The organism is Mycolicibacter sp. MU0102, from assembly GCF_963378105.1.
Taxonomy (GTDB): Bacteria; Actinomycetota; Actinomycetes; order Mycobacteriales; family Mycobacteriaceae; genus Mycobacterium; species Mycobacterium holstebronense.
Map to the genome: position 1 here is coordinate 614,499 of NZ_OY726398.1, position 22,125 is coordinate 636,623.

Below are 22,125 nucleotides of genomic sequence, written 5' to 3' on the forward strand. Positions count from 1 at the left end.
GTCTGGTGGTTCGGGCGGTGGCTCGAGTGGCGGGGCTGGTGGTTCGGGCGGCGGCTCCAGCGGCGGATCTGGCGACTGAGTCGCGGCTCCCACGACAGTCACGGCCTGATACGCGCAACCATTGCCTCTATCTGCTTGCGGTCGAGCACAACCGTTGACCCGTCAGGCAATCCGAGGATTCGGTCCGTCGCGATGCCGTGTAGTTTGACCCGCTTTACGCAGTCCTCGATGGCATGACGACGCACCTTCGCGTCCGGCGCATCGAGTATCTGCATCAGGTTTCTGCGCAAGCTGGCCGCAAAACCCTGGATCATGTCGCCGACCCCCTCGGGATCGAAGGTATTGAACGCGCCCTCGTCGACGCCTTCGCTGATGAGCTGGGTCAGCACCGGTCGGAACAGGTCCTCCCAAGTCTCCACGATCTTGGCGAACAGCCCCCGGTTGTGCGGCGCGAACAGTGCCGTCATCGCCGCGATCTGCTCGGGAGCCCCCATCGCCATCTTGACGTCATAGCTTGCCGCCAGACCGTCATTGAGGCGCTCCAGCGCGCCCGTCCCCGGCTGGTCGAAGACTGGACGCAGCGCCTCCAACGCTGCGTCGGCGCTGCGCTCGGCCAGCGCGATCACCAACGCGTCCTTGGACGGAAAGTAGTGGTAGAAAGCACCTTTCGGTATGCCCGTTGCTGCGAGGAGGTCGTTGAGGCTGACGTTGTCGTAGCCGCGTTCGAGAAAGAGCGCCAGTGCCTGGTCGAGCAACTCGGCTCGCCGGATCTCCCGAGGCTTCACGGCGCGACGCATGACGGTATTGAATCAGTCGGACTTCTTGAGCCATCCGACGTAGGTCAGGTAGACGCCGCACAGTGCAAGCAGCCCGAACCCGGCCCGCACCGTAGCGATGGCCCCACTTGATGTGCCGGTGGCGGCCTCGGCTCCCTTGACGATCAACTGTGGCGCGGCAAGCAGGACGAAACCCCGCAGCAACAGGAACCAGCCGAACAGCGAAATGATCACCGCCGCCACGCCACGCCAATATTGGTGAAACGCAATGATGAACAGCCCACCGCCGAACAGCAGTGCGCCCAGCACCCACGGCCACATCGGGTCGGCCGAGAAGCTGGACAGCTGGTCGCCGATGCTGCCGGCCCTGACCGCGATGATGGCAGGAACCACGGCGATGAACGGTCCCAGGACGCGCGCAAAGGAACGCGTGCGCTCGGCGGACGTGGTGGGTGTGTGCATGGTTCGCGTCCCCTTTCGCCAGCAGCGGCGAAGCAATTAGACCACCGGTCTATAAATTAGACCAATGGTCTAATTCGGCGCAATACCCTCGGCAGAAAACTGCTGTGCCAGTGCTTTTCGGTCGAGCTTGCCGATTCCGCGGCGGGGGAGTGCCGCAACGACATGTACCTCGCGTGGCGCTGCCGTGATGTCCAGAGACTCCGCGACGTGGGCGCGTAACTCCTCCAGCGTTGGTGGCGTCACGCCGGCTACGACGACCGCGGCGACGACACGCTGACCCAGCCGGTCGTCGTCGATCCCGAACACCGCGCACTCGGCCACGGCGGGATGCGTCGACAACACCGCCTCCACCGGACCCGGAAGAACCGTCAATCCACCGGTGCTGATCGCGTCGTCGGCGCGACCCAGCACGGTCAGGCATCCCGAGGAATCAAGGGTGCCAAGGTCATTGGTGGTAAACCAGCCTGGCTCGGCGAATGGGTCCGGCTCGACAGGATTGCGATAACCCTGGGCCAGGGTCGGGCCGCCGACCCTGATCCGTCCGTCGTCTCCGATGCGTAGCCGGACACCCGGCAACGGCACACCGTCATAGACACAACCGCCGGCAGTCTCGCTCATGCCATAGGTGCGCACCACCCGCACTCCGGCGGCCGCTGCCGTGTCCAGGATCGGTTGCGGTGCCGGACCTCCGCCCAACAGCACCGCGTCTAGCTCGGCCAGCGCGGCTGCGGACGCGGGAACGGCCAGCGCCTTGGCTAATTGGGTGGCGACCAGTGAGGTGTAGCGCCGGCCGGAACCGAGTGCTGCCACCGCCGCGGGCAACCGTGTGACATCGAAACCCGTTGCGACATCGAGCTGTACGGGGGCGGTGCCGGACACCAGGCTGCGCACCAGGACCTGGATTCCGGCGATATGGTGCGGGGGCAGAGCCAGCAGCCAGCTGCCTGGTCCGCCCAACCTGTCATGCGTGGCGGTGGCACTGGCCACGAGTGACGTCCCGGTCAGCAGGGCGCCTTTGGGTATTCCGGTGGTTCCCGACGTCGCCACCACCAGCGCGATGTCATCGCCGATGGGATCGCCCACCCGCAGCGCGGTCAGGGCAGACGGGTCGGTGTCGGGGCCTACCGGCGTGAACGCGGCTTCGTGGCCGTCCAGAACGCCCTGCAAGGAGGGCAGGAGCGTGGTGAGGGCATCACCGAGTGGGATGGCCAGCGCACGCAGGCGTGCTATGGGTTTCCTCCGTTGGAAGAGGCGTCGTTGGTGGGAGCGTCGTCCAGCAGCCAACCCTTTGCCGCCAACCGTTCTCGCACCCGTTCGACGTCTTCTGGAGCGGGCAGTTCGTTGGTCAAGCGGGCGATCAGTACCCCGATGTCGATGCGGTCGAACTCGCCGCGGCCGATCAATTCCCGGGCGACGTCTTTGACCTCATCGTTGGTCAGCCGTCGCGACAGCAGCGCCAACAGCGGAACGTAGTCGTTCTGTGGCACACCATCGGGATACCCGGCGCGCAGCCAGGCGACGATCGAGGTGAGAAATTTGTTCATACTGCGTCAACTTCCCCGCGCCGACACCGGAAGGAACATGTCAGCTGCAATATTACGTCTATTCAAGGCTCCAAACACCTCGTCCCAACGGCCCCAGTCATCCCACTGCCAGCCGATGCGGTGTTCGATGAAGTCGCGGGCAATGAACAGCACGCCGGCCAGCACCACGGTGAGCAACAGCGCGAAGATCATCCACCGCAGCAGGGTCAACTCCCGACGGTGCTCAGTCGACCCGTCGGCTGCGGCACCCAAGCGCACCCCGATGGCGAACAAGGCCGGCAGCGCGGTGCCGACCAGTAGGCCGAAGATCAGGATCTTGGCGGTGGCCACGTAGTCGAACCAGGTGCTCACGGTGGTCACGCACCGCCCCCCTCCGTGCCGATCTCGCGAGACGGACTAGGGGTAGTGGGTTGCGGTGCAATCACTTCGAGGCCATCGGTCATATGTGCACCCCACTCGGCGGTGACATTGGTGTGGTCGACCGGGACCTTGCGGGACTGCAGCCAGATGAGCGCGGAGACGCCCACCAGCAGCACCAGTCCGGTGATGGTGCCGGGGTAGCCGCCGATGCGGTGGATCAGGTGGTAGGTGCCCGCGCCGATGGCCCCGGCCAGCGGCAGGGTGATCAGCCAGGCGGTCGCCATCCGGCGGGCAACAACCCAGCGCACGTTGGCCCCGGGCTTACCCAGGCCCGAACCCAACACCGATCCCGTCACCACCTGCGTGGTCGACAGCGAGTAGCCGAAATGACTGGACAGCAAAATGATGGCCGCCGAGGATGATTCGGCGGCCATGCCCTGGGGGGATTCGATCTCAACGAGCCCCTTGCCCAGGGTGCGGATGACCCGCCATCCACCGAAATAGGTGCCGGCGGCCATCGCCACCGCACACGACACGATCACCCACAGTGGCGGCGTGACGTCGGTCTTGGAGGCCGCGCCGTAGGAGATCAGTGCGAGGAAGATCACGCCCATGGTCTTCTGGGCATCGTTGGTGCCGTGCGCCAGCGACATCAGGGCGGCAGAGAACACCTGACCCCGTCGGAAGTCTCGCAGGGTGCGCCCACGGGGGACTCCCTGCGTCAGCCGGTAGACCAGCCAGGTCCCGACGGTGGCGACCAGGGTCGCGGCGAGCACGGCGATCACCGTCGGCACCAGCACCTTCGAGACCACCCCGGGCCAGCGCACCCCGGCCGTGCCGGCCGCGGCCAGCATGGCCCCCACCACGCCGCCGATCAGGGCATGCGAGGAACTCGACGGGATACCGAACAACCAGGTCGCCAGGTTCCAGACGATGCCGCCGACCAAACCGGCGAACATGACTTCCAGCGTCACCAGGTTGGTGACCACCAGATCTTTGGCCACCGTGGCCGCCACCTGGGTCGACATGAACGCGCCGACCAGGTTGAGGGTGGCGCAGAGCGTTACCGCGGTCTTCGGCTTGAGCGCACCGCTGGCGATCCCGGTGGCGACAGCGTTGCCGGTGTCATGGAAGCCGTTGGTGAAGTCGAAAGCCAGGGCGGTGATCACGACCGTGATCAACAGGAACAGCTCCAAGGTCACCGTGCGGATTTTTGCAGCCGCACGGTGACCTTGTCGAACCGGGTTAGGCGGGCTTGGCCCCGAGCAGGTACCAGCCCAGGTGGTGCCCCAGGAAGTCGCGGGCGATGAAAAGCACGCCGACGACCGCCACGGCCAGCACTAGCAGGAAGATCGCCCAGCTGAGCGCGAGCAGCAGCGGCCGGCGCCCGCCAGTGGTGCCGGCAGTGCCGCCGGCGACCGCGGGAACGCTGTTACCTGCCACATTGACCCGCACCCCGACCGCGAACAGCGCCGGCAACAGGCCGCCGACCAGCAGTCCGAAGACGAGGATTTTCAGGGTGGCTGCAAGGTTGAACCACTGACTCATGACCGGATGACCTCACGTGAATTGGGGTCGTCGGTGGAGACGACAGTCAACTTGGCTCCCTCAGGGTCGGCGTCGAATGCCGACCGGAGGGCGTTCTCGACTTCGCGGCCGGCTTCTTCGGGTTGCACGCCGGGGGCGTCGAGACCGCCGGTGAGGGTGCCGTCCCATTCGGCGTTGACGTTGTTGTGGTCGATGCGCGCCCGGCGCGACCGCAGCCAGATCGCCAGCACCGCGGTGATCAGCAGGGCTACGCCGATGATGATCCCGGGGTAGCCGCCGATACCGTGCACCAGGCCGTATGCGCCCGAGCCGACCCCGCCGGCCATCGGCAGCGTCACCAGCCAGGCGGCCACCATCCGTCCGGCAACGCTCCAGCGCACCTGCGCGCCCGGCTTGCCGACACCGCTGCCCAGCACCGAGCCGGTGGCGACCTGGGTGGTCGACAGCGAGTAACCGAAGTGGCTGGAGAGCAGGATGACCGAGGCAGCTGCCGACTCGGCGGCCATGCCCTGCGGCGGCTTGATCTCGACGAGGCCCTTGCCCAGGGTGCGGATGATCCGCCAGCCGCCGGTGTAGGTGCCCGCCGACATGGCCAGCGCGCAGCTGACGATCACCCACAGGGGCGGCAGCGTGGCCGAGGTGCTCACCGCGCCGTAGGACATCAGCGCGAGGAAGATCACGCCCATGGTCTTCTGCGCGTCGTTGGTGCCGTGTGCCAGCGAGACCAGCGCGGCCGAGCCGATCTGACCGTGCCGGAACACCCTCTCGGACTTCTTCTCGTCGACGCCGCGAGTGATGCGGTAGACCAGCCAGGTACCGAAGGAGGCGATCACCGTGGCGATCACGGTGGCGACCACGGCCGGGACCAGAACCTTGGAGACCACCCCGTGCCAGATCACCCCGTGCCCGCCGACGGCGGCGATCATCGCTCCCACGATGCCGCCGATCAGGGCGTGCGAGGAGCTCGACGGGATACCGAGCAGCCAGGTGAGCAGGTTCCATACGATGCCGCCGACCAGGCCGGCGAAGACGATTTCGAGGGTCACCAGGTGGGCGTCCACCAGGCCTTTGGCGATCGTTGCGGCGACCGCGGTCGACAGAAAGGCGCCGACCAGGTTCAGGCATGCCGACATGCCGACCGCTGCCTTGGGCTTGAGTGCACCGCTGGCGATCGAGGTCGCCATCGCGTTGCCGGTGTCATGGAATCCGTTGGTGAAATCGAAGGCTAAAGCCGTGATCACCACAATGATTAGGAGGAGCAGTTCGAGGCTCACGGGAACATCACGGATAGATTCTGGGGCTTGCGCGGACCCTTGTCTAACGATTGTGCAGGCGAAACGCCGGTGTATGTCGAGACGTATCGAACTGTTTCCCCGTCGTTCACCTCAAGGCTTCCGGGGGCTGTCCTGGCGGGTATCGCGGCGCAGCGGATGGTCCTCGGGGATCTCCACGAAGATCAAGGTCAGGCCGTCGGGATCGGTGACATGCATCTCACGCAACCCCCACGGTTCGCGGCGCGCTTCCCGGGTGATGGGGACGCCGCGGCTCTCCAGTTCGGCCTGGGTGGCGGCGACGTCGCGGACCTGTAGCCACAGCGCCCCCGGGAAGCTCGCGGCCGGATGTTCGGGGTTGCCGTGCCCGGCGAGTTCGATCAGCGATTGTCCGGCGTAGAAGACCATTCCGGCGCCGTAGTCGCGGGCGATCGCCAGCCCAATCTCGTCGCGGTAGAACCGCAGTGAGCGTTGATAGTCGGTGGGCCGGAGCAACACCCGGCTGGCCAGAATCTCCATCAGTCCGCCATCACTCGTCGATGGGCTCGATCCGGTTCCGCTTGACGATGGCGGTGGCCCAGCCGGCGTTGAGGTTGTCCAGTGCGCGGAATGCCAGCGCCAGCCGCGGCGCGATGCGGATCGGGCGGTAACGGGCCGCGTCGATCATCCACGCGCCGGCCTCCTGCGCGGTGAGTCCGGGCTTGCCCTGGAACGCCGCGGTGGGCGCGATCATCGGGGTCTTCACCAGCGGGTAGTACAGCGTGGTGGACTGCACGCCGTAGCGGGCCCACTCGCTGTCGATGACCCGGCTAACGGCGCTGAGCGCGGACTTGGAGCCGTTGTAGACGCCGAACAGCGGCGAGGAGTCGGTGAACACGCCCCAGGTGGCGACGTTGATGATGTGGCCGTCGCCGCGCTCGCGCATCGCCGGGGCGAACCCGCGGATCAGCCGCAGCGGCGAGTAGTAGTTCAGCTGCATGGTCCGCTCGACGTCGTGCCAGCGGTCCAGGGATTCGGCCAGCGGACGGCGGATGGACCGCCCGGCATTGTTGACCAGGATGTCCACTCCGCCGAACCGCTCGTCGACGTCCTTGACCAGCTGATCGATCGCCGCGAGGTCCGACAGGTCGCACGCGATCGCGTGGGCGGTGCCGCCCGCGGCGGTGATCCGCTGGACCAGTGCGTCGAGGTTTTCCTGGCGGCGGGCGACCGCGATCACGGTGGCGCCCGCTGCCCCGAACTGTTCGGCGCCGGCTTCCCCGATGCCCGAGGACGCCCCGGTCACCAGCACCCGCTTGCCGGTCAGGTCGATGGTCTTGGCGCCGGGCCGGTGCATCAGCTGCGCGGCGACCGGGGGGCGCATGGTTGCGAGCGTGATCTGGTCGGACAGGCGGCGCAGCGGGCTTCGGCTCATGGTTAGCCAGTCTATTCGTGGATTTCGCGCCGAGCTTGGGGGCACCTTCAGCCTCGCGGAAGCTCAGAAGTAGCGGGGGAACCTGCTCCAGTCCGGATCGCGCTTCTCCAGGAAGGAGTCCCGGCCCTCGACGGCCTCGTCGGTCATGTAGGCCAGTCGGGTGGCTTCGCCGGCGAACAGCTGCTGACCCACCAGCCCGTCGTCGAGCAGGTTGAAAGCGAACTTCAACATGCGTTGCGCCTGAGGCGATTTGCCGTTGATCTCCTTGGCCCACTGCACACCGGTGGCTTCCAGCTCGGCGTGGTCGACGACCTCGTTGACCGCACCCATCTGGTGCATCTGCTCGGCGGTGTAAGTGCGGCCCAGGAAGAAGATCTCGCGGGCGAACTTCTGGCCGACCTGCCGCGCCAAGTACGCCGACCCGTAGCCGCCGTCGAAGCTGCCCACGTCGGCGTCGGTCTGCTTGAATCTGGCGTGCTCGCGGCTGGCCAGGGTCAGGTCGCACACCACGTGCAGGCTGTGCCCGCCGCCGGCCGCCCAGCCGTTGACCAGGCAGATCACCGGTTTGGGCATGAACCGGATCAGCCGCTGCACCTCCAGGATGTGCAGCCGCCCGGCGCGGGCGACGTCGACGGTGTCGGCGGTTTCCCCGGACGCATACTGGTAGCCGCTACGGCCGCGAATGCGCTGATCCCCGCCGGAGCAGAATGCCCAGCCGCCGTCCTTGGGTGCCGGTCCGTTGCCGGTGAGCAGCACCACGCCGACGTCGGGAGACATCCGGGCATGGTCCAGCGCCTGGTACAGCTCGTCGACGGTGTGCGGCCGAAATGCGTTGCGCACCTCCGGACGGTTGAACGCCACTCGCACCGTCGCGTCGGTGACGTGGCGGTGATAGGTGATGTCGGTCAGGTCGGCGAAGCCGTCGACAGTGCGCCAGATGCTCTCGTCAAAAGGGTTGCTGCTCACGACTGCGACCGTACCGGGGCGGCGCCGTCAGGTTGCCGGAGCTTGCCGGAACGCTTCGCGCAGGGTCGCGGCGTAGTCCGGCCCCTGCCCGGGGGCGGTGATCGCGTCCAGTCGGGCGACGGCGTCGTCACTGAGCACGATGTCGGCCACCTTCATGTTCTCCTCCAGATGCGCGATCGATCCGGTGCCGGGGATCAGCAGCGTGTTCGCCGAGGTGGTCAAGAGCCAGGCCAGCCCGATCTGGGCCGGGGTGGCACCGGTTTCGTCGGCGATCTCGCGGACGACGGCGTGGTCGGTGACCTTGGGGAAGCCGGGGAACGCCGAACCGAGCGGGAAGTACGGGACCCAGGCGATGCCTTCGTCGGTGCAGAAATCGAGCGTGTCTTCCTGGGTGCGATCAAGCAGGCTGTAGGCGTTCTGCACGCAGACGATCCCGGCCGGCAGGGCCCGCTGCAGTACCTCCAGTCCCACGCTGCTGATCCCGATGGCGGCGATCTTGCCCTCATCGCGCAACGCGATCATCTCGGCCAGCTGGTCGTCGAGGTCGACGTTCTGATCGCCCGCGGGGGCCGGGGCGGGACCGAGGTCATAGCGCCGCAGGTTGACCACCGGCACGGTGTCCAGGCCCAGTTGGCGGAGGTCGCTCTCGACCGCAGCGCGCAGTTCGGCTGGCTTCTGGGCGGCGGTCAGTGGCACCGGGCCGACGCCGGTGTAGGCGGCTCCGACCTTGCTGACGATGACCAGCTCGTCGCGGTAAGGCGCCAGCGCCTTACGGATGCGGTGGTTGACCTCGCCTCCGGCGTAGAAGGACGCGGTATCGATGTGGTTGACGCCCAACTCGAGCGCACGGCGCAGGACCGCGCTGGCGTCGTCGGTGGAAACCTTCTCGTCGAGCTGCATGGCGCCGTAGCCGACGCGGGCCACCTGATCTGTGCCGATTCGGGCGAGGCCGCCGGGCTGGAGTTGGTCTGTCATGGTGCTCCTAGTGAGACACTGGCAAAGATGCGGAGGGCCCTCCGCTTAAGCAGCGTAACAGAAACGGAGGTTCCTCCGCTTTGTCTGGGAGATCCGATGCCCGCCGCAACCGAGAACGGCTGTTGGCGGCCGCCGCCGCCGCGTTCGGCGACTCCGACGGGAGTCCGGTTCCGCTCGAATCGATCGCCCGCGATGCCGGCGTCGGTATCGGCACGCTCTACCGGCACTTTCCCAATCGCGAGGCACTGGTCGAGGCCGTTTACCGCGCTGAATTGGGCGATGTCGCGGCCGTCGCTGAACAGCTGGCCACCCGCCACCCGCCGAAGGTGGCGCTGCGTCGCTGGATGGACCGCTACGCCGGCTTCGTGGCGGCCAAGCGGGGGATGGCCGAGTCGTTGCGCGCCATCGTCGAGTCCGGCGCGATGGAGCCCAACGAGACACGTGAGCGCATCGTCGGCGCGGTCGATCTGCTGCTGCGGGCCGGCGCGCGCGACGGCAGCCTGCGCGCTGATGTACGCGCCGACGACGTCGTGTCGAGCCTGATCGGGATCTTCTTGACCAGCGGCTCGCCCGAGCAGACCGGACGCCTGCTGGATCTGCTCGTTGCCGGAGTGGCCGCCGCCGGCTGACCCGGTGGTTCAGCGAGGCTCGACGAAGGAGAGGCGAAGCTGGGACCGCCGCAAAAGCCCGAGCTGTCTACGGTGGGGACGATGACCATCGACGTGTGGATGCAGCACCCGACCCGGCGGTTCCTCGATCACGACATGTTGGCGTCCCTGCGACGCTGGACCGGCGGCGCGATGCCCGATGAGGAGATCCCCATCGAGGCCACCGTGTCGGCGATGGACGCCGCAGGCGTAGATTTCGGCCTGCTCAGTGCCTGGCGTGGACCCAACGGCATGGACCTGGTCTCCAATGAAGAAGTCGCCGAATGGGTCGCAGCACACCCGAATCGGTTCGCGGGACTGGCCACCGTCGACCTGGACCGCCCGATGGAGGCCGTCCGCGAACTGCGGCGCCGGGTCCGCGACGACGGATTCGTCGGGCTTCGTGTGGTGCCCTGGTTGTGGAACGCGCCTCCCACCGATCGGCGCTACTACCCACTGTTCGTCGAATGCGTGGAACTCGGAGTGCCGTTCTGCACCCAGGTCGGGCATACCGGCCCGCTGCGACCGTCGGAAACCGGTCGCCCGATTCCCTACATCGACCAAGTGGCACTGGACTTTCCGGAACTGTCCATCGTGTGCGGACACGTCGGCTACCCGTGGACCGAAGAGATGGTTGCGGTCGCCCGCAAGCATGAGAACGTCTACATCGACACCTCGGCCTACACCACCAAGCGGCTCCCGGACGAGCTGATCCGATTCATGCGAACCCGCACCGGGCAACGAAAGGTGTTGTTCGGCACCAACTATCCGATGATCATTCACGCCCATGCTTTGGACGGCTTGCATGAGCTCGGTCTCGAGGATCAGGCGCGCGTGGATTATCTGCGGGGGAACGCCGAGCGGGTGTTCAAGTTGCGAGGCGAGAACTCGGCAGTGCAGGTGACTGGCGGTAATTGCGGTTAACTTGCTAGCTTTTGCTCGGGGCTCCAACGGGAGGGGTGAGCATGGCTTCGGTGCCGATTGATCCCGCCATGATCTCAGTGCAACCAGCGCTGCTGGATACCCACGCCTCGCGGGTGGCCGACGCGACCGATGTGGCAAACGCATTCTCGGTCCGGCACGCCGGCTACCTGGGGGAATGTGCCACGGCGTGGGCCGGAAGCTCGGCGGAGGCTCTGGCTGAGTTGGCTGCGCACTGGGAGGCGGCCGACGCGGAATTGCACGGACGGGTGAGCGCGTTCTCCGAAGCAATGCGTGAGGGCGGTCGTCGCTATACGGCGATGGAGCAGGAGCACGCCAGGATGTTCACCGTGCTCGTTCCCAAAGGAACCGGCGCTTCGTAGCGCATGACGATCACCACCGACGGCATCGAGAAGTGGAATCTCGAAACCCTGGACACGGCATTCGAGATCGCCACGGAACGCTCCGCGCGTAAGGCCGATTTCGGCGGGGCGTTGGGCGATGCCGGCAAGGGGCTCAAGGACTGGGAGGGCCACGGCGGCGACGCCTTTCGCCGACAGTTGGGCAAACACCGCGCTGACATCACCGAGCACCAGACAGAGGCAGCCGCGATCGCCAACGCTTTCCATGCCGCACGGGCTGAGGTCGCGGCGTGTAAGGCGGAATGGTCCTCCATCAAATCAACTGCGTCGAGCAATAACTGGTCCATCAGTTCGGCTGGACGGTTGAGCGGGGAGGTCGTCGACAAGAAGCGTAGCGACTTCGACGCCCTGCAACGTCGGCTGACCAAGCTGATGGCCGACGCCAGCAGGACCGACCAGGATCTGGCCACTGCCATCCGGGCGGTGGTCGGCGACACCAATGTCAACGCGGACGGTCGCGCGATATTCGGCCCGCCGATGCCGAACTGGGAGGCTGGCGCATCCGGTGATGCGGCGGCCGGAAGTCTGTCGTGGCTGCTGAATCAGACGCGGCAGGGCGGTGGCTCGGTCCCTCCAGTGCTGTCGAATCCCATGGACGTGGAGTCCTTCAAAGTTCTGGCCCGGCAGGTTTTGAGGAATGACGGTGTTCCACCGGATCAGATCGAGGCGCGGATCAACGCGGCCGTGGTCGCCGCCCGACAGCCGCTGCCGCGCTATATCCCCCCGGAAACGCAGCGGGCCGCGGCACCCGGCTACGGCGACGGACTCGGTGACCGTTGGAGAGCCACTGAACAAGCCGTCAAGAATCTGCTGGGTCAGGGTGGGCCGGGCGCCCCGGGTGTTCTGGAATCCTGGGGCGGGATGGCCAAGGGCGTGGGTAGTGCCATGATCAACCCCGTCGGCGCCGGTGTGGCAGAAATCAAGGAGGCGCTCGAGGCGCCCAGCCTCGCTTACTACCTCGGCGAGAAGACCTTTGACGCCGGTTCCGCCGCGGTCACCCTTCCGTTCGCTGGGGAGGGTGCCATGGTCCGGGCAGGGCTCGGCGACATCGGCCCTGGCGTACTCGACACCGGGCCAGCCGTTTCGTCGTACGCGGAGATCGGTCTCGATACCTCGGCCGCCTACCATCCCTGGGCGGAAGGTTCGGCGATGGACCTCAATCATGCAAGTCTGCACGGAGGGCCGACCGCAGGTCTCAGTCAGGAAGTCGCTGACATGTCGACCCACTACGTCGGCCCCAATCCGGACCGGGCAGTCCTGGGCAGATTCGACGGTCAGGAGGGCGGCTACATCGGCGAGGCCAGGGCCAACGGTGGGATCTACTTCGACACCGGGAGTTCGACATGGGACGCGCTCACCAGTGGGCTCGGCACGTCCCAAGCGGACAACCTTGCGTGGCAAGTAAACGAACAGTTCCTGCTTACCCAAATGGAAAGCGGCGTGTCCCGCATTGAATACGTCCTGAGTGACGAATGCCCGTCACTTGAGTCCGTTCTTCTGAAGTTTCCAGACTCGTTCTCCGCGAGAGAGATTGAGTTCCTGGTAGGGAACGCGCCAGAGTACGGCTATCAGCGAGTTGGCAACGCATGGGTGAAGGGTTGATGTTGGTAAACGAATTCATAGAAGAAGTCCGGAGAATTGTGGATCCTTTCCTCTCGGGACTGGGATTCGCGGTCGAAGAGGTTGATGAGTTCGTTGACGAGGGGGGGCTGACGAGCTCGGTTGCTTATTACCGCGGTCCTGACTGCAAGATTCAGGTTTACCACTATTCACGCGAGGGGGAAATCAATGCGATGATCGCTCCCTTGAGCGCACCGAATGAGCTTGGCGCCTACGGTCGATCGAAAAAGTGGCGCCACCTCAGCGATTTCGCAGACACAGCTGATCTGCCGCTAGAGGTACTCGTGCGGAAGCTTCGCGAGGAGCGTGCAGCCTGCGACACGACGTCGAAACGCCTCGAATGGCTTACTCGGCGCATAGCAGAGGACTTGGATTCGGCGCGCACGGCTATCGTGCAGAGTTGATGAAGTGGTCCCTTCATTCGACGGCAATTCCGTGAACTTCAGGTCGAGATCGATCGGTTGTCCGAGGAGCTCGGAGTCCCTTCCATCCCAGTCGGACTGCGAACTAACGACGGCTAGTAGCGCACCTCACCACCCGACCGGCACCATAGACCGATGCCGCCGCCTCTAGACGACATCCTCGACCGCCTACACGTGGTGGCGCTGCCGATGCGCGTCAAGTTCCGCGGCATCACGGTGCGCGAAGTGGCCCTGATCGACGGCCCGGCCGGCTGGGGGGAGTTCGGCGCGTTCGGTGAGTACGAGCCGCTCGAGGCGACGCACTGGCTGGCCGCGGCACTCGAGAGCGCCTATCACCAACTGCCACAACCCCTGCGCGACCGCATTCCGATCAACGCAACCGTGCCCGCCGTCGACGCCGAACGAGTTCCCGAGGTGCTGGCCCGGTTCCCCGGCGCCCGCACCGCCAAGGTCAAAGTCGCCGAACCGGGCCAGACCCTGGCCGACGACGTCGCCCGCGTCGAAGCCGTCCGCGCGCTCATCCCCACCGTGCGCGTCGATGCCAACGGCGGTTGGACGCTCGATCAGGCGGTTGAGGCGGCAAAGGCATTGGGCGCATTGGAATATCTCGAACAACCCTGCGCCACCGTCGCCGAACTCGCGGAGCTGCGCCGTCGCATCGATACGCCGGTGGCCGCCGACGAGAGCATCCGCAAAGCCTCCGACCCGCTGGCCGTCACAAAAGCCGGGGCCGCCGATATCGCCGTGCTGAAAGTCGCACCACTGGGCGGCATTTCAGCGCTGTTGAAGATCGCTGAGCAGATCGGCATCCCGGTGGTGGTCTCCAGCGCGATCGACTCGGCAGTCGGTATCGCGACCGGCCTGCGTGCAGCGGCCGCGCTGCCGGAATTGCAGCACGCCTGCGGGCTGGGCACTGGATCGCTGTTCGTCGACGACATCGCCGAGACCCCTGCGCAAAAGGACGGCTACCTGCCGGTACAGCCCATAGCTCCGGACCCCGCCCGCTTGAAGGCCCTGGCCGCTTCGCCGCAGCGGCGGCAGTGGTGGATCGAACGTATCAAGGCCTGCCACCCGCTGCTGGGTGACCGCTGAATCGTTCGTCGAGTGTGCGTTTTGGTGGGCAAAACCGCGGAATCGCCTACCAAGCCGCACACTCGGCGCGTACACGGGCTTGCCGCCAAGGGCTCACACGCTGGGCAGCCGCGCGTCGATCCCGTTGGCGATCGTGACGGCCTCGTCGCTGACATAGAGCTTGCACGCCAGCACGTCGATCGCAACGTTGTTGGTCACCCGCAGGGCCCGTTGACACGACCAGCCCGCGCTGTCGTCCTGATGCTGGGTCATCCACACCGTTGAGTCGACGTCGGCCACCGTGTCGAACGTCCAGTACGTGTCCGGATAGCCGTCCTTGGCGGTCGCGAATGTCCGCTCGCCGCAGGAGTTCCAAGCGCGGGCGGTGGCGTCGAAGAAACTGCGTGCCGCATCGCGGGTGGCGAACACCGTCGCGGACTGAATGACGAAGTGGTCTTGTGCGCTCTCGCTGAGGGATTGGGTGAGGGTCGCGGTCCAGTCGGCATCGGTATACACCGACTTCTCGACGGGCATCCACGCCGCCAGGCAGTCGTGGTCGGGAAACTGGCGGCCCGAATCGAACATCCGCGTCCGGGAGTCTTTGATGCGCATACCCCGCGCACCCATGATGTCGCTGACGGTGGTCGCCTTCAGCAACAGTTCCGGCAGCATCGCGGCTGTCACCGGGCGGGGCCCGTCCTGGTCGGCTGGTACCGCCACGCCGCCGGTCACCCGTGCGCAGTCGGCCATGACGGCGGCGGCCAGCACCAGCGTGCATGCCAACCCGACGCTCCGTATCCGCATCACCGTCCCCCAGCTGCGCAGTTGCGATCCTGACACCATAAAGCGTCGAGGGGTCGCGTACCTTCACTCTGGTGACCAACCTCGCCTACGACGACCGTAATCAGGATGGGGAGCCGGTTCTGTTCATCGCCGGGCGTGGCGGCGCCGGCCGCGGCTGGCACCTGCACCAGGTGCGCGAATTCCAGCTCGCCAGATACCGCCCGATCACCTTCGACAACCGCGGCATCGGTGCTACCGAGAACGCCTCGGGATTCACCACCGAAACCATGGTGGCCGACACCGCCCAGCTGATCGAATCGCTGAACATCGGCCCGGTCCGCATCGTCGCGGTATCGATGGGCTCGTTCATCGCTCAGGAATTGATGCTGGCCCGGCCCGAATTGGTGAAATCCGCTGTCCTGATGGCCACCCGCGGCCGCCACGACCGCGCCCGGGAGTTCTTTTATCAGGCGGAGGCGAAGCTCGCCGAGTCCCGTGTGGAACTCCCCGCCGAGTATGAAGCCAAAGTGCGTCTGCTGGAGAGCTTTTCGCCCAAGACGCTCAGCGATGACGCCGCGATCAAGGACTGGATCGCGATGTTCACCATGTGGCCGGTCAAAAGCACCCCGGGGCTGCGCTGCCAGCTCGACGTGGCGCCGCTGACCAACCGGCTGCCGGCCTACGCCAACATCACCCAGCCGGTGCTGGTGATCGGTTTCGGCGACGACGTCGTGACCCCGGCGCACCTGAGCCGCGAGGTCGCCGACGCGATCCCGGGTGCGCGCTACCTGGAGATCCCGGACGCCGGGCACCTCGGTTTCATCGAGAAACCCGACCAGGTCAACAAGGCAGCCCTGGAGTTCCTTGCCGAGGTCGATGGCAAGCCCTTCCGGTGGGCGCCGATGCCTGCGGCGCACGACTAACCTGGTACCAATGACCAACCCCTCGACGGCACAGGCCCGCATCGTCGTCGACGAGCTGATCCGCGGCGGTGTCCGCGACGTGGTGCTGTGCCCGGGATCACGCAATGCGCCGCTGGCCTTCGCGCTGCACGACGCCGACCGGGCCGGCCGGCTGCGTCTGCATGTGCGCATCGACGAACGCACCGCCGGTTACCTGGCGATCGGGCTGGCGGTCAGCGCCGGAGCCCCGGTCTGTGTGGCGATGACCTCGGGTACCGCGGTGGCCAATCTGGGTCCGGCGGTGGTCGAAGCCAATTACGCGCGGGTGCCGCTGATCGTGCTGAGCGCCAACCGTCCCTACGAGCTGCTCGGTACCGGCGCCAACCAGACCATGGAGCAGCTCGGCTACTTCGGCACACAGGTGCGCGCCGCCATCAGCCTGGGGCTGGCCGAGGACGCCCCCGAGCGGATGGATGCTCTCAACGCCACCTGGCGTTCGGCGGTGTGTCGAGTGTTGGTCGCTGCCACCGGATCTCGGACCGCGAATGCTGGTCCCGTGCAGTTCGACATCCCGCTGCGCGAGCCGTTGGTACCCGACGCCAGAACAGACGGGCCACCGGAGCCGCCGGGCCGGCCAGACGGGCGTCCCTGGACTCTCACGCCGCCGGTCAGCTTCGACCAACCCCTGGACATCGACTTGTCTCCGGACACCGTGGTGATCGCCGGGCACGGTGCGGGGCCGCACCCGAACCTTGCGGCACTGCCCACCGTCGCCGAGCCGACGGCCCCGATACCGGAGAATCCGCTGCACCCGCTCGCGCTGCCGCTGCTGCGCCCGCAGCAGGTGATCATGGCCGGCCGGCCTACCTTGCATCGTCCGGTGTCGACGCTGCTGGCCGACCCGAGCGTGCCGGTGTACGCGCTGACCACCGGGCCACGCTGGCCGGACGTGTCGGGTAACTCCCAGGCCACCGGCACCCGAGCCGTCACTTCCGGGAAACCCGATCCGGCCTGGCTGCGCCGCTGCACGGAGCTGAACGCCCAGGCCAATGCCGCGGTGCGCTCGCAGCTGGCGGCGCATCCGCTCACCACCGGCCTGCACGTGGCCGCCGCCGTGGCCGACGCGCTGCGCCCCGGGGATCAGTTGGTGCTGGGCGCTTCGAACCCGGTGCGCGACGCCGCACTGGTCGGGCTGGGCAACGCCACGAGCGCCCGGGGTGTCACCGTGCGATCCAACCGCGGGGTCGCCGGCATCGACGGCACGGTGTCCACCGCGATCGGTGCCGCCCTGGCTCACGAACAACAGCACCCCGACGCCCGCACCATTGCGCTGATCGGGGATCTGACGTTCGTCCACGACAGCTCCGGTCTGCTGATCGGGCCCACCGAACCGAGGCCCCAGGAGCTGACGATCGTGGTCTCCAATGACAACGGGGGCGGCATCTTCGAGCTGCTAGAGCAAGGAGATCCACGGTTCGCCGACGTCTCGTCACGCATCTTCGGCACCCCGCATGACGTCGACATCGCCGCGTTGTGCCACGCCTATCACGTCGAATTCCAGCAGGTTGAGGCCGACGACCTGGCCTCCTCGCTCGCCGAACCCGCCGGCGGCGTGCGGGTGCTTGAGGTCAAGGCCGACCGCTCATCGCTGCGGACACTGCACGCCGCGATCAAGGCCGCGTTGTGAGACTGCCTGATTGTCGGTCCAATAGGGCCTATCGAACGTTGAAGCCGTTGCTGCGCACCTTGATTCGCGGCAATGGCGCACTGCCCCGCAACACCTGGCCCGCGCGTCTCCTGCGGTGGGCACGCACCGGAGTGGTGATCCTGGTGTCGTTGGTGACGTTGCAGTCGGTGTTGTTGGTGGCGGGTGCGTGGCGCAACGACATCACCATCGAGCGCGACATGGGCGTGGCCGAGGCCGAGGTGCTCAACGCAGGCTTTCGGCGCTCCACCATCGAGTTCGTCACGCCGGAGCGGATCACCTATCGCCCCGAGCTTGGTGTGCTGTATCCCTCCGAATTGGCCACCGGGATGCGGATTTACGTCGAATATGACAAGTCCGATCCGGACCTGGTGCGGGTCCAGCACCGTACCGCGGTACTGGCGGTCATCCCGGCAGGATCGGTGGCGGTGATCGCCTGGCTGATCGGGATCGCGGCGTTGGCGGGATGCAATGTCGCCGAACGACGGTGGGCCAGAGCGCAGTCGTAACGCGGGGTGGGGCCAAAAGTCCTCAAATTCACGCGAACGCCGATTTTTGCTGACGATCGCCAAAGTGCTTGTTAGGCTGCTGCGGATTTCGCGTTGTTCGTTTACTGCCACACGGTGGTCCTCAACGGTGAGGAGACGTTTAATGATCCGTCGCGCTGTGGTGCTTGCAGGCATTTTCGCGTTCGGGGTGGGTATCGCAACCACTCCCGTCGCCGCTGCAGAGCCGTACTACAAGAACTGCACTGAGGCCCGTAAGGCCGGTGCGGCGCCGATTCGCGAGGGCGAGCCCGGCTACCGCAGGGCGCTGGACCGCGATGGTGACGGAATCGCCTGCGAATAAACAGCGGTGGGCAGCGCTGACCGGCTAGCGCTCATTCACCAGCCGGTCGAGCCAGCCGGCGTCGTCGGTGTCCACCACGGTCTTGGTCGCCAAGTCGTAGACCGTCGGGGTGCCGGGACTCTCCGGGTTCGCCGACAGCAGCTGTACGCGATTGAACGCGTTCATCGACGTGGCGTCCACGACCTGCTGCCCGGCGGCGATCCGATCCACCACGTGATCGGGCAGGCCGCTTTCGCGCGCGGTGGTCGCGATGTCCTCCACGCTGGGTGTGCCGCCGTGGCGGTACAGGTCGGTCACGAAAGCTTGGTAGGCACCGGCCGAGGTAGCCGGATCGGCCGCTGCCATCAGCGCGTTGCCGACGCGCGCAGAGGTGTCGTTTTTGCGCCGGGCATCCAGAAACGTCATCCACCGGTAGGTCACCGCGACGTCGCCGGCGGCCAGGTGCCGGCTCAGGGCGTCACTGGAGGCCGCCTCGAACTTCGCGCACTCGGAGCACTGCGCATCGCAGAAGATCTCCAGCTGCACCGGGGCCTCTGCAGACCCCGCGCGAACACCGAAGTGATCGGCGGTGAGGGCGGTGTCGGCAGCTGTGGCGCGGGCGACGCCGGTCGCCGGCATCAGCGCGCACAGCGCGATCGTCACGACGAGCATCAGGGACCGCATGGCTGCCAGCCTAGCGACGGGCTCAGCCCTGCGCCTGTTCGGAGACCGGTTGCCACGCCTCCCAGGTCTTGAGCCGATTCTCGTAGTCGGCCTTGGCCAGTTGCAGCGGCAGCGCGCCGAAGAACACCCGCAGCGGCGGGTTCTCGGCGTCGACGACTTGCAGCAGCGCCGCGGCTGACGCCTTCGGATTGCCTTGATAGACCGCGCGGGTGGCCCGCGCCGCGTCGGCTGCGGCATGGGCCTCGGCGTACGCCGGCAGTGCGTCGGCGCGATTGGCCGACGGCCCACTCCAGTCGGTGTCGAAACCGCCCGGCTCGATCAACGTGACGTGGATACCGAACGGCGCCACCTCCTCGGCCAGCGACTGCGAGAAGCCTTCCAGCGCCCATTTCGACGCGTGGTACATACCGAGGTTGGCGAACGCGGTGATGCCGCCTATCGACGACACCTGGACGATATGACCGCTGCGTTGTTCACGCAGATATGGCAGGACAGCCTGCGTGATCCACAGTGCGCCGAACACATTCGTCTCGATCTGGTCGCGGGCCGCCCGTTCGGAAAGCTCCTCGATGAAGCCGAACTCGGCGTACCCGGCGTTGTTGACCACGATGTCGAGCCGACCGAAATGCGCGTGGGCCTGCCGCACAGCCGCAAAGTCCGCGTCGCGGTCGGTGACGTCCAAGGCGATCGGCAGTATCGCGTCGCGGTAGGTCTCGACCAGGTCGGTCAGTGTGGTGATGTTGCGGGCGGTGGCGGCGACCTTGTCTCCGCGTTGCAGTGCGGCGATCGCCCACTCCCGGCCGAATCCGCGAGACGTTCCCGTGATGAACCAGACTTTTTCGGTCATGAACGTGTGCAACGTCGTCGTCGTCGCCCCATTCCCGGATCGCGGGGGTTCACAGGTAGCGTCAAACAGATGAGCCGCGCCAGCCTGGACAAAGACCCGCACGCCGTGGCGTCGATGTTCGACGGCGTCGCTCGTCGCTACGACCTGACCAACACGGTGCTGTCGCTGGGACGCGACCGCTCCTGGCGTAAGGCCACCCGGAGAGCACTTGAGTTGCAGCCGGGGGAGAAGGTGCTCGACCTGGCCGCCGGTACCGCTGTGTCGACGGTCGAGCTCGCAAAATCTGGTGCCTGGTGTGTGGCGGCGGACTTCTCGGTGGGGATGCTGGCCGCCGGTGCCGGCCGGCCCGTGCCCAAGGTCGCCGGGGACGCCACCAAGCTGCCGTTCGGCGACGAGGTGTTCGACGCCGTGACCATCAGCTTCGGGTTGCGCAATGTCGTCGACCACACCGCGGGACTGCGGGAGATGGCCCGGGTGACCCGGCCCGGAGGCCGGTTGGTGGTGTGCGAGTTCTCCACCCCGACCGTGCCGGTGTTCGCCACCGCGTACAAGGAGTATCTGATGCGGGCGCTGCCGGCGGTGGCACGCGCGGTGTCATCGAACCCGGAGGCCTACGTCTACCTCGCCGAATCGATCCGCGCCTGGCCGGATCAGGCCGCGCTGGCCCAGCAGATCGGCGCGTCGGGCTGGTCGGACGTGACCTGGCGCAACCTCACCGGGGGCATCGTCGCGCTGCACTCGGCCCGCAAACCGCGATAGCCCTGCTCGGCCTAGGAAGCCGGGTCGAACCGGAACACCGCGATCCGGCCGGCGAGCGCCTCGACCTCGTCGGGGGTGCCCTTGTCCACCAGTCCGGCCTGCTTGAGGAAGCGGGCGCCGACGGGCACCTGCACCGGGAACGCCCGCAACACCGGGCGCGCCGCCTCCGCGGACAGCTCGACGATGCGCACCGGCCGTTCGCGGCGACCGTGGCGCAGCAGACCCGCACCGGCCGCCCGGGCATTGAGCGCCCAATCGGCCTTGGGGAAACCCGCCACCGTGTAGAGCTGCCCGTCGACGGTGAACGGCGTCATCGGGGTGCTGCGCGGTTGACCGGACTTGCGGCCCGGCACCGTCAGCACCATCGGTGGCCCGGTCGGGATGCCCAGCTTCTGCAGGCCGATCATCACCTTGTTGACCGGTTTGAGCCAGCGCGGCGGCTTCGGGTCACTCATGGCGGCGCTCCTTTTCAGCCCAGGTGCGCCGAGAGCAACCAGCCCGCAGCCGACTTGCGCCCGCCTGGCTCGTCGCGCAGTGGGACGCCGCCGAACCCGGGAAACTCGTCGGGGAACACCGCGTGCAGCCGGGCCGGCTTGATCTCGTCGATCACCCAGTACTTCGACACCACCTCACGCAGCTCGTCGGCGGTCACCGCGAACGGCGGGCCCTCGGGGATGGCGGCCTTGTCGAAGACCAGCACGAAGTACGACGCCCCGGGCGCGGCGGCCCGAACGATGGAGCGCTGGTAACCCTCGCGGGCCTCCACCGGGATCGAGTGGAACAGCGTGCTGTCGACGATGGTGCCGAAGCGTCCGTCGTAGCCGGTGAAATCGCTGATGTCGGCGACGTCGAAGGAGGCGTTGGCCAAACCGCGCCTGGCCGCTTCACGGCGGGCCAGGTCGATCGCGGTGGGCGAACTGTCGAGGCCCACTGTGGTGTGCCCGTGCTCGGCCAGATATAGCGAGATGGCGGCCTCGCCGCAGCCGACGTCGAGGACATCGCCGTGGAACTTGCCCTCGGCGATCAGGGTGGCCAACTCGGGCTGGGGCTCCCCGATGCTCCACGGGGGCTTGGTGCCCACCCCCAGCTCTTCGGATTCACCCCGGTAGACAGCGTCAAACTGGAATTCCATTGAATCGCTCATTACCCCGGTATAGCAACGCCGCTGATATATGTCAATGATGTTGATATACCTATG

28 protein-coding genes are annotated in these 22,125 nt (G+C 66.7%); 11 read left to right on the forward strand and 17 right to left on the reverse strand.

Going from position 1 to position 22,125, the window contains the following annotated elements; genetic code table 11:
- Window positions 1-98: 98 nt before the first annotated feature.
- From RCP37_RS02860 to RCP37_RS02915, 12 genes are all read right to left on the reverse strand, one after another.
- Window positions 99-797, reverse strand: a complete 699-nt coding sequence (locus RCP37_RS02860; RefSeq protein ID WP_308485531.1) for a TetR/AcrR family transcriptional regulator — start codon at window positions 795-797, stop codon at window positions 99-101.
- Window positions 798-809: 12 nt separating this feature from the next.
- Window positions 810-1,238 (reverse strand): hypothetical protein, encoded by a 429-nt coding sequence (locus RCP37_RS02865; protein WP_308485532.1) that lies wholly within the window; start codon window positions 1,236-1,238, stop codon window positions 810-812.
- A gap of 69 nt (window positions 1,239-1,307) precedes the next feature.
- Window positions 1,308-2,393, reverse strand: coding sequence for an o-succinylbenzoate--CoA ligase (menE, locus tag RCP37_RS02870; RefSeq protein WP_373693152.1), 1,086 nt, complete (start codon window positions 2,391-2,393; stop codon window positions 1,308-1,310).
- 71 nt (window positions 2,394-2,464) lie between these two features.
- On the reverse strand, window positions 2,465-2,782 hold the full coding sequence (locus RCP37_RS02875; protein WP_276760393.1) for a DUF3349 domain-containing protein: 318 nt from the start codon (window positions 2,780-2,782) through the stop codon (window positions 2,465-2,467).
- Between the two features lie 6 nt (window positions 2,783-2,788).
- On the reverse strand, window positions 2,789-3,133 hold the full coding sequence (locus tag RCP37_RS02880; RefSeq protein WP_308486914.1) for a hypothetical protein: 345 nt from the start codon (window positions 3,131-3,133) through the stop codon (window positions 2,789-2,791).
- A 5-nt stretch (window positions 3,134-3,138) separates the two neighbouring features.
- Complete coding sequence (locus tag RCP37_RS02885) at window positions 3,139-4,344, reverse strand: inorganic phosphate transporter (protein WP_308485533.1); 1,206 nt, start codon at window positions 4,342-4,344, stop codon at window positions 3,139-3,141.
- A gap of 43 nt (window positions 4,345-4,387) precedes the next feature.
- Window positions 4,388-4,690: a hypothetical protein gene (locus tag RCP37_RS02890; protein ID WP_308485534.1), complete on the reverse strand. Its 303-nt coding sequence runs from the start codon at window positions 4,688-4,690 to the stop codon at window positions 4,388-4,390.
- Entirely contained in the window at window positions 4,687-5,964 is a 1,278-nt protein-coding gene (locus RCP37_RS02895; protein ID WP_373693099.1) for an inorganic phosphate transporter, read from the reverse strand. The genes RCP37_RS02890 and RCP37_RS02895 overlap by 4 nt, the downstream gene beginning before the upstream one ends.
- A 111-nt stretch (window positions 5,965-6,075) precedes the next feature.
- Window positions 6,076-6,480: a VOC family protein gene (locus RCP37_RS02900; protein ID WP_308485535.1), complete on the reverse strand. Its 405-nt coding sequence runs from the start codon at window positions 6,478-6,480 to the stop codon at window positions 6,076-6,078.
- Between the two features lie 10 nt (window positions 6,481-6,490).
- A complete protein-coding gene (locus RCP37_RS02905; RefSeq protein WP_308485536.1) occupies window positions 6,491-7,375 on the reverse strand; it encodes an SDR family oxidoreductase in 885 nt (294 codons plus the stop codon).
- A gap of 63 nt (window positions 7,376-7,438) precedes the next feature.
- A complete protein-coding gene (locus tag RCP37_RS02910; RefSeq protein WP_024442597.1) occupies window positions 7,439-8,341 on the reverse strand; it encodes a 1,4-dihydroxy-2-naphthoyl-CoA synthase in 903 nt (300 codons plus the stop codon).
- 27 nt (window positions 8,342-8,368) lie between these two features.
- On the reverse strand, window positions 8,369-9,316 hold the full coding sequence (locus tag RCP37_RS02915; protein WP_308485537.1) for an aldo/keto reductase: 948 nt from the start codon (window positions 9,314-9,316) through the stop codon (window positions 8,369-8,371).
- 80 nt (window positions 9,317-9,396) lie between these two features.
- Between RCP37_RS02915 and RCP37_RS02920 the strand changes: the two genes are divergently transcribed.
- The 6 genes from RCP37_RS02920 to RCP37_RS02945 all read left to right on the forward strand — a co-directional run bounded on the left by RCP37_RS02920 (window position 9,397) and on the right by RCP37_RS02945 (window position 14,440).
- Window positions 9,397-9,945: a TetR/AcrR family transcriptional regulator gene (locus tag RCP37_RS02920; protein ID WP_308485538.1), complete on the forward strand. Its 549-nt coding sequence runs from the start codon at window positions 9,397-9,399 to the stop codon at window positions 9,943-9,945.
- An 81-nt stretch (window positions 9,946-10,026) separates the two neighbouring features.
- Window positions 10,027-10,887 (forward strand): amidohydrolase family protein, encoded by an 861-nt coding sequence (locus tag RCP37_RS02925; protein ID WP_308485539.1) that lies wholly within the window; start codon window positions 10,027-10,029, stop codon window positions 10,885-10,887.
- Window positions 10,888-10,937: 50 nt separating this feature from the next.
- Window positions 10,938-11,267, forward strand: a complete 330-nt coding sequence (locus RCP37_RS02930) for a hypothetical protein (protein ID WP_308485540.1) — start codon at window positions 10,938-10,940, stop codon at window positions 11,265-11,267.
- 3 nt (window positions 11,268-11,270) lie between these two features.
- The gene (locus RCP37_RS02935; protein WP_308485541.1) at window positions 11,271-12,908 is read left to right on the forward strand and encodes a hypothetical protein; all 1,638 of its coding nucleotides are present in this window, start codon (window positions 11,271-11,273) and stop codon (window positions 12,906-12,908) included.
- A complete protein-coding gene (locus tag RCP37_RS02940; protein WP_308485542.1) occupies window positions 12,893-13,330 on the forward strand; it encodes a hypothetical protein in 438 nt (145 codons plus the stop codon). The genes RCP37_RS02935 and RCP37_RS02940 overlap by 16 nt, the downstream gene beginning before the upstream one ends.
- A gap of 153 nt (window positions 13,331-13,483) precedes the next feature.
- Window positions 13,484-14,440: an o-succinylbenzoate synthase gene (locus RCP37_RS02945; protein ID WP_308485543.1), complete on the forward strand. Its 957-nt coding sequence runs from the start codon at window positions 13,484-13,486 to the stop codon at window positions 14,438-14,440.
- A gap of 93 nt (window positions 14,441-14,533) precedes the next feature.
- Here the strand turns inward: RCP37_RS02945 and RCP37_RS02950 are convergent, their stop codons facing one another.
- Window positions 14,534-15,223, reverse strand: coding sequence for a sensor domain-containing protein (locus RCP37_RS02950; protein WP_308485544.1), 690 nt, complete (start codon window positions 15,221-15,223; stop codon window positions 14,534-14,536).
- A 71-nt stretch (window positions 15,224-15,294) separates the two neighbouring features.
- Here RCP37_RS02950 and RCP37_RS02955 point away from each other — a divergent pair, with 71 nt between their 5' ends.
- The 4 genes from RCP37_RS02955 (at window position 15,295) to RCP37_RS02970 (ending at window position 18,658) form a co-directional block, all read left to right on the forward strand.
- Window positions 15,295-16,125 (forward strand): alpha/beta fold hydrolase, encoded by an 831-nt coding sequence (locus tag RCP37_RS02955; RefSeq protein ID WP_308485545.1) that lies wholly within the window; start codon window positions 15,295-15,297, stop codon window positions 16,123-16,125.
- Between the two features lie 10 nt (window positions 16,126-16,135).
- Window positions 16,136-17,791 (forward strand): 2-succinyl-5-enolpyruvyl-6-hydroxy-3-cyclohexene-1-carboxylic-acid synthase, encoded by a 1,656-nt coding sequence (gene menD / locus RCP37_RS02960; protein WP_308485546.1) that lies wholly within the window; start codon window positions 16,136-16,138, stop codon window positions 17,789-17,791.
- Between the two features lie 38 nt (window positions 17,792-17,829).
- Complete coding sequence (locus tag RCP37_RS02965) at window positions 17,830-18,318, forward strand: DUF3592 domain-containing protein (RefSeq protein WP_373693100.1); 489 nt, start codon at window positions 17,830-17,832, stop codon at window positions 18,316-18,318.
- Between the two features lie 142 nt (window positions 18,319-18,460).
- Window positions 18,461-18,658: an excalibur calcium-binding domain-containing protein gene (locus RCP37_RS02970; protein ID WP_046283245.1), complete on the forward strand. Its 198-nt coding sequence runs from the start codon at window positions 18,461-18,463 to the stop codon at window positions 18,656-18,658.
- Between the two features lie 24 nt (window positions 18,659-18,682).
- On the opposite strand, the gene RCP37_RS02975 is transcribed toward RCP37_RS02970, so the two are convergent.
- Complete coding sequence (locus RCP37_RS02975) at window positions 18,683-19,321, reverse strand: DsbA family protein (protein ID WP_308485548.1); 639 nt, start codon at window positions 19,319-19,321, stop codon at window positions 18,683-18,685.
- Window positions 19,322-19,343: 22 nt separating this feature from the next.
- Complete coding sequence (locus tag RCP37_RS02980; protein ID WP_308485549.1) at window positions 19,344-20,168, reverse strand: SDR family oxidoreductase; 825 nt, start codon at window positions 20,166-20,168, stop codon at window positions 19,344-19,346.
- A gap of 69 nt (window positions 20,169-20,237) precedes the next feature.
- Here RCP37_RS02980 and RCP37_RS02985 point away from each other — a divergent pair, with 69 nt between their 5' ends.
- Window positions 20,238-20,927, forward strand: coding sequence for a demethylmenaquinone methyltransferase (locus tag RCP37_RS02985; RefSeq protein ID WP_308485550.1), 690 nt, complete (start codon window positions 20,238-20,240; stop codon window positions 20,925-20,927).
- An 11-nt stretch (window positions 20,928-20,938) separates the two neighbouring features.
- On the opposite strand, the gene RCP37_RS02990 is transcribed toward RCP37_RS02985, so the two are convergent.
- Together RCP37_RS02990 and RCP37_RS02995 are read right to left on the reverse strand one after the other, a co-directional pair.
- Window positions 20,939-21,382: a nitroreductase family deazaflavin-dependent oxidoreductase gene (locus tag RCP37_RS02990; protein WP_308485551.1), complete on the reverse strand. Its 444-nt coding sequence runs from the start codon at window positions 21,380-21,382 to the stop codon at window positions 20,939-20,941.
- A 14-nt stretch (window positions 21,383-21,396) separates the two neighbouring features.
- The gene (locus RCP37_RS02995; RefSeq protein WP_308485552.1) at window positions 21,397-22,071 is read right to left on the reverse strand and encodes a class I SAM-dependent methyltransferase; all 675 of its coding nucleotides are present in this window, start codon (window positions 22,069-22,071) and stop codon (window positions 21,397-21,399) included.
- Window positions 22,072-22,125 lie beyond the last annotated feature (54 nt).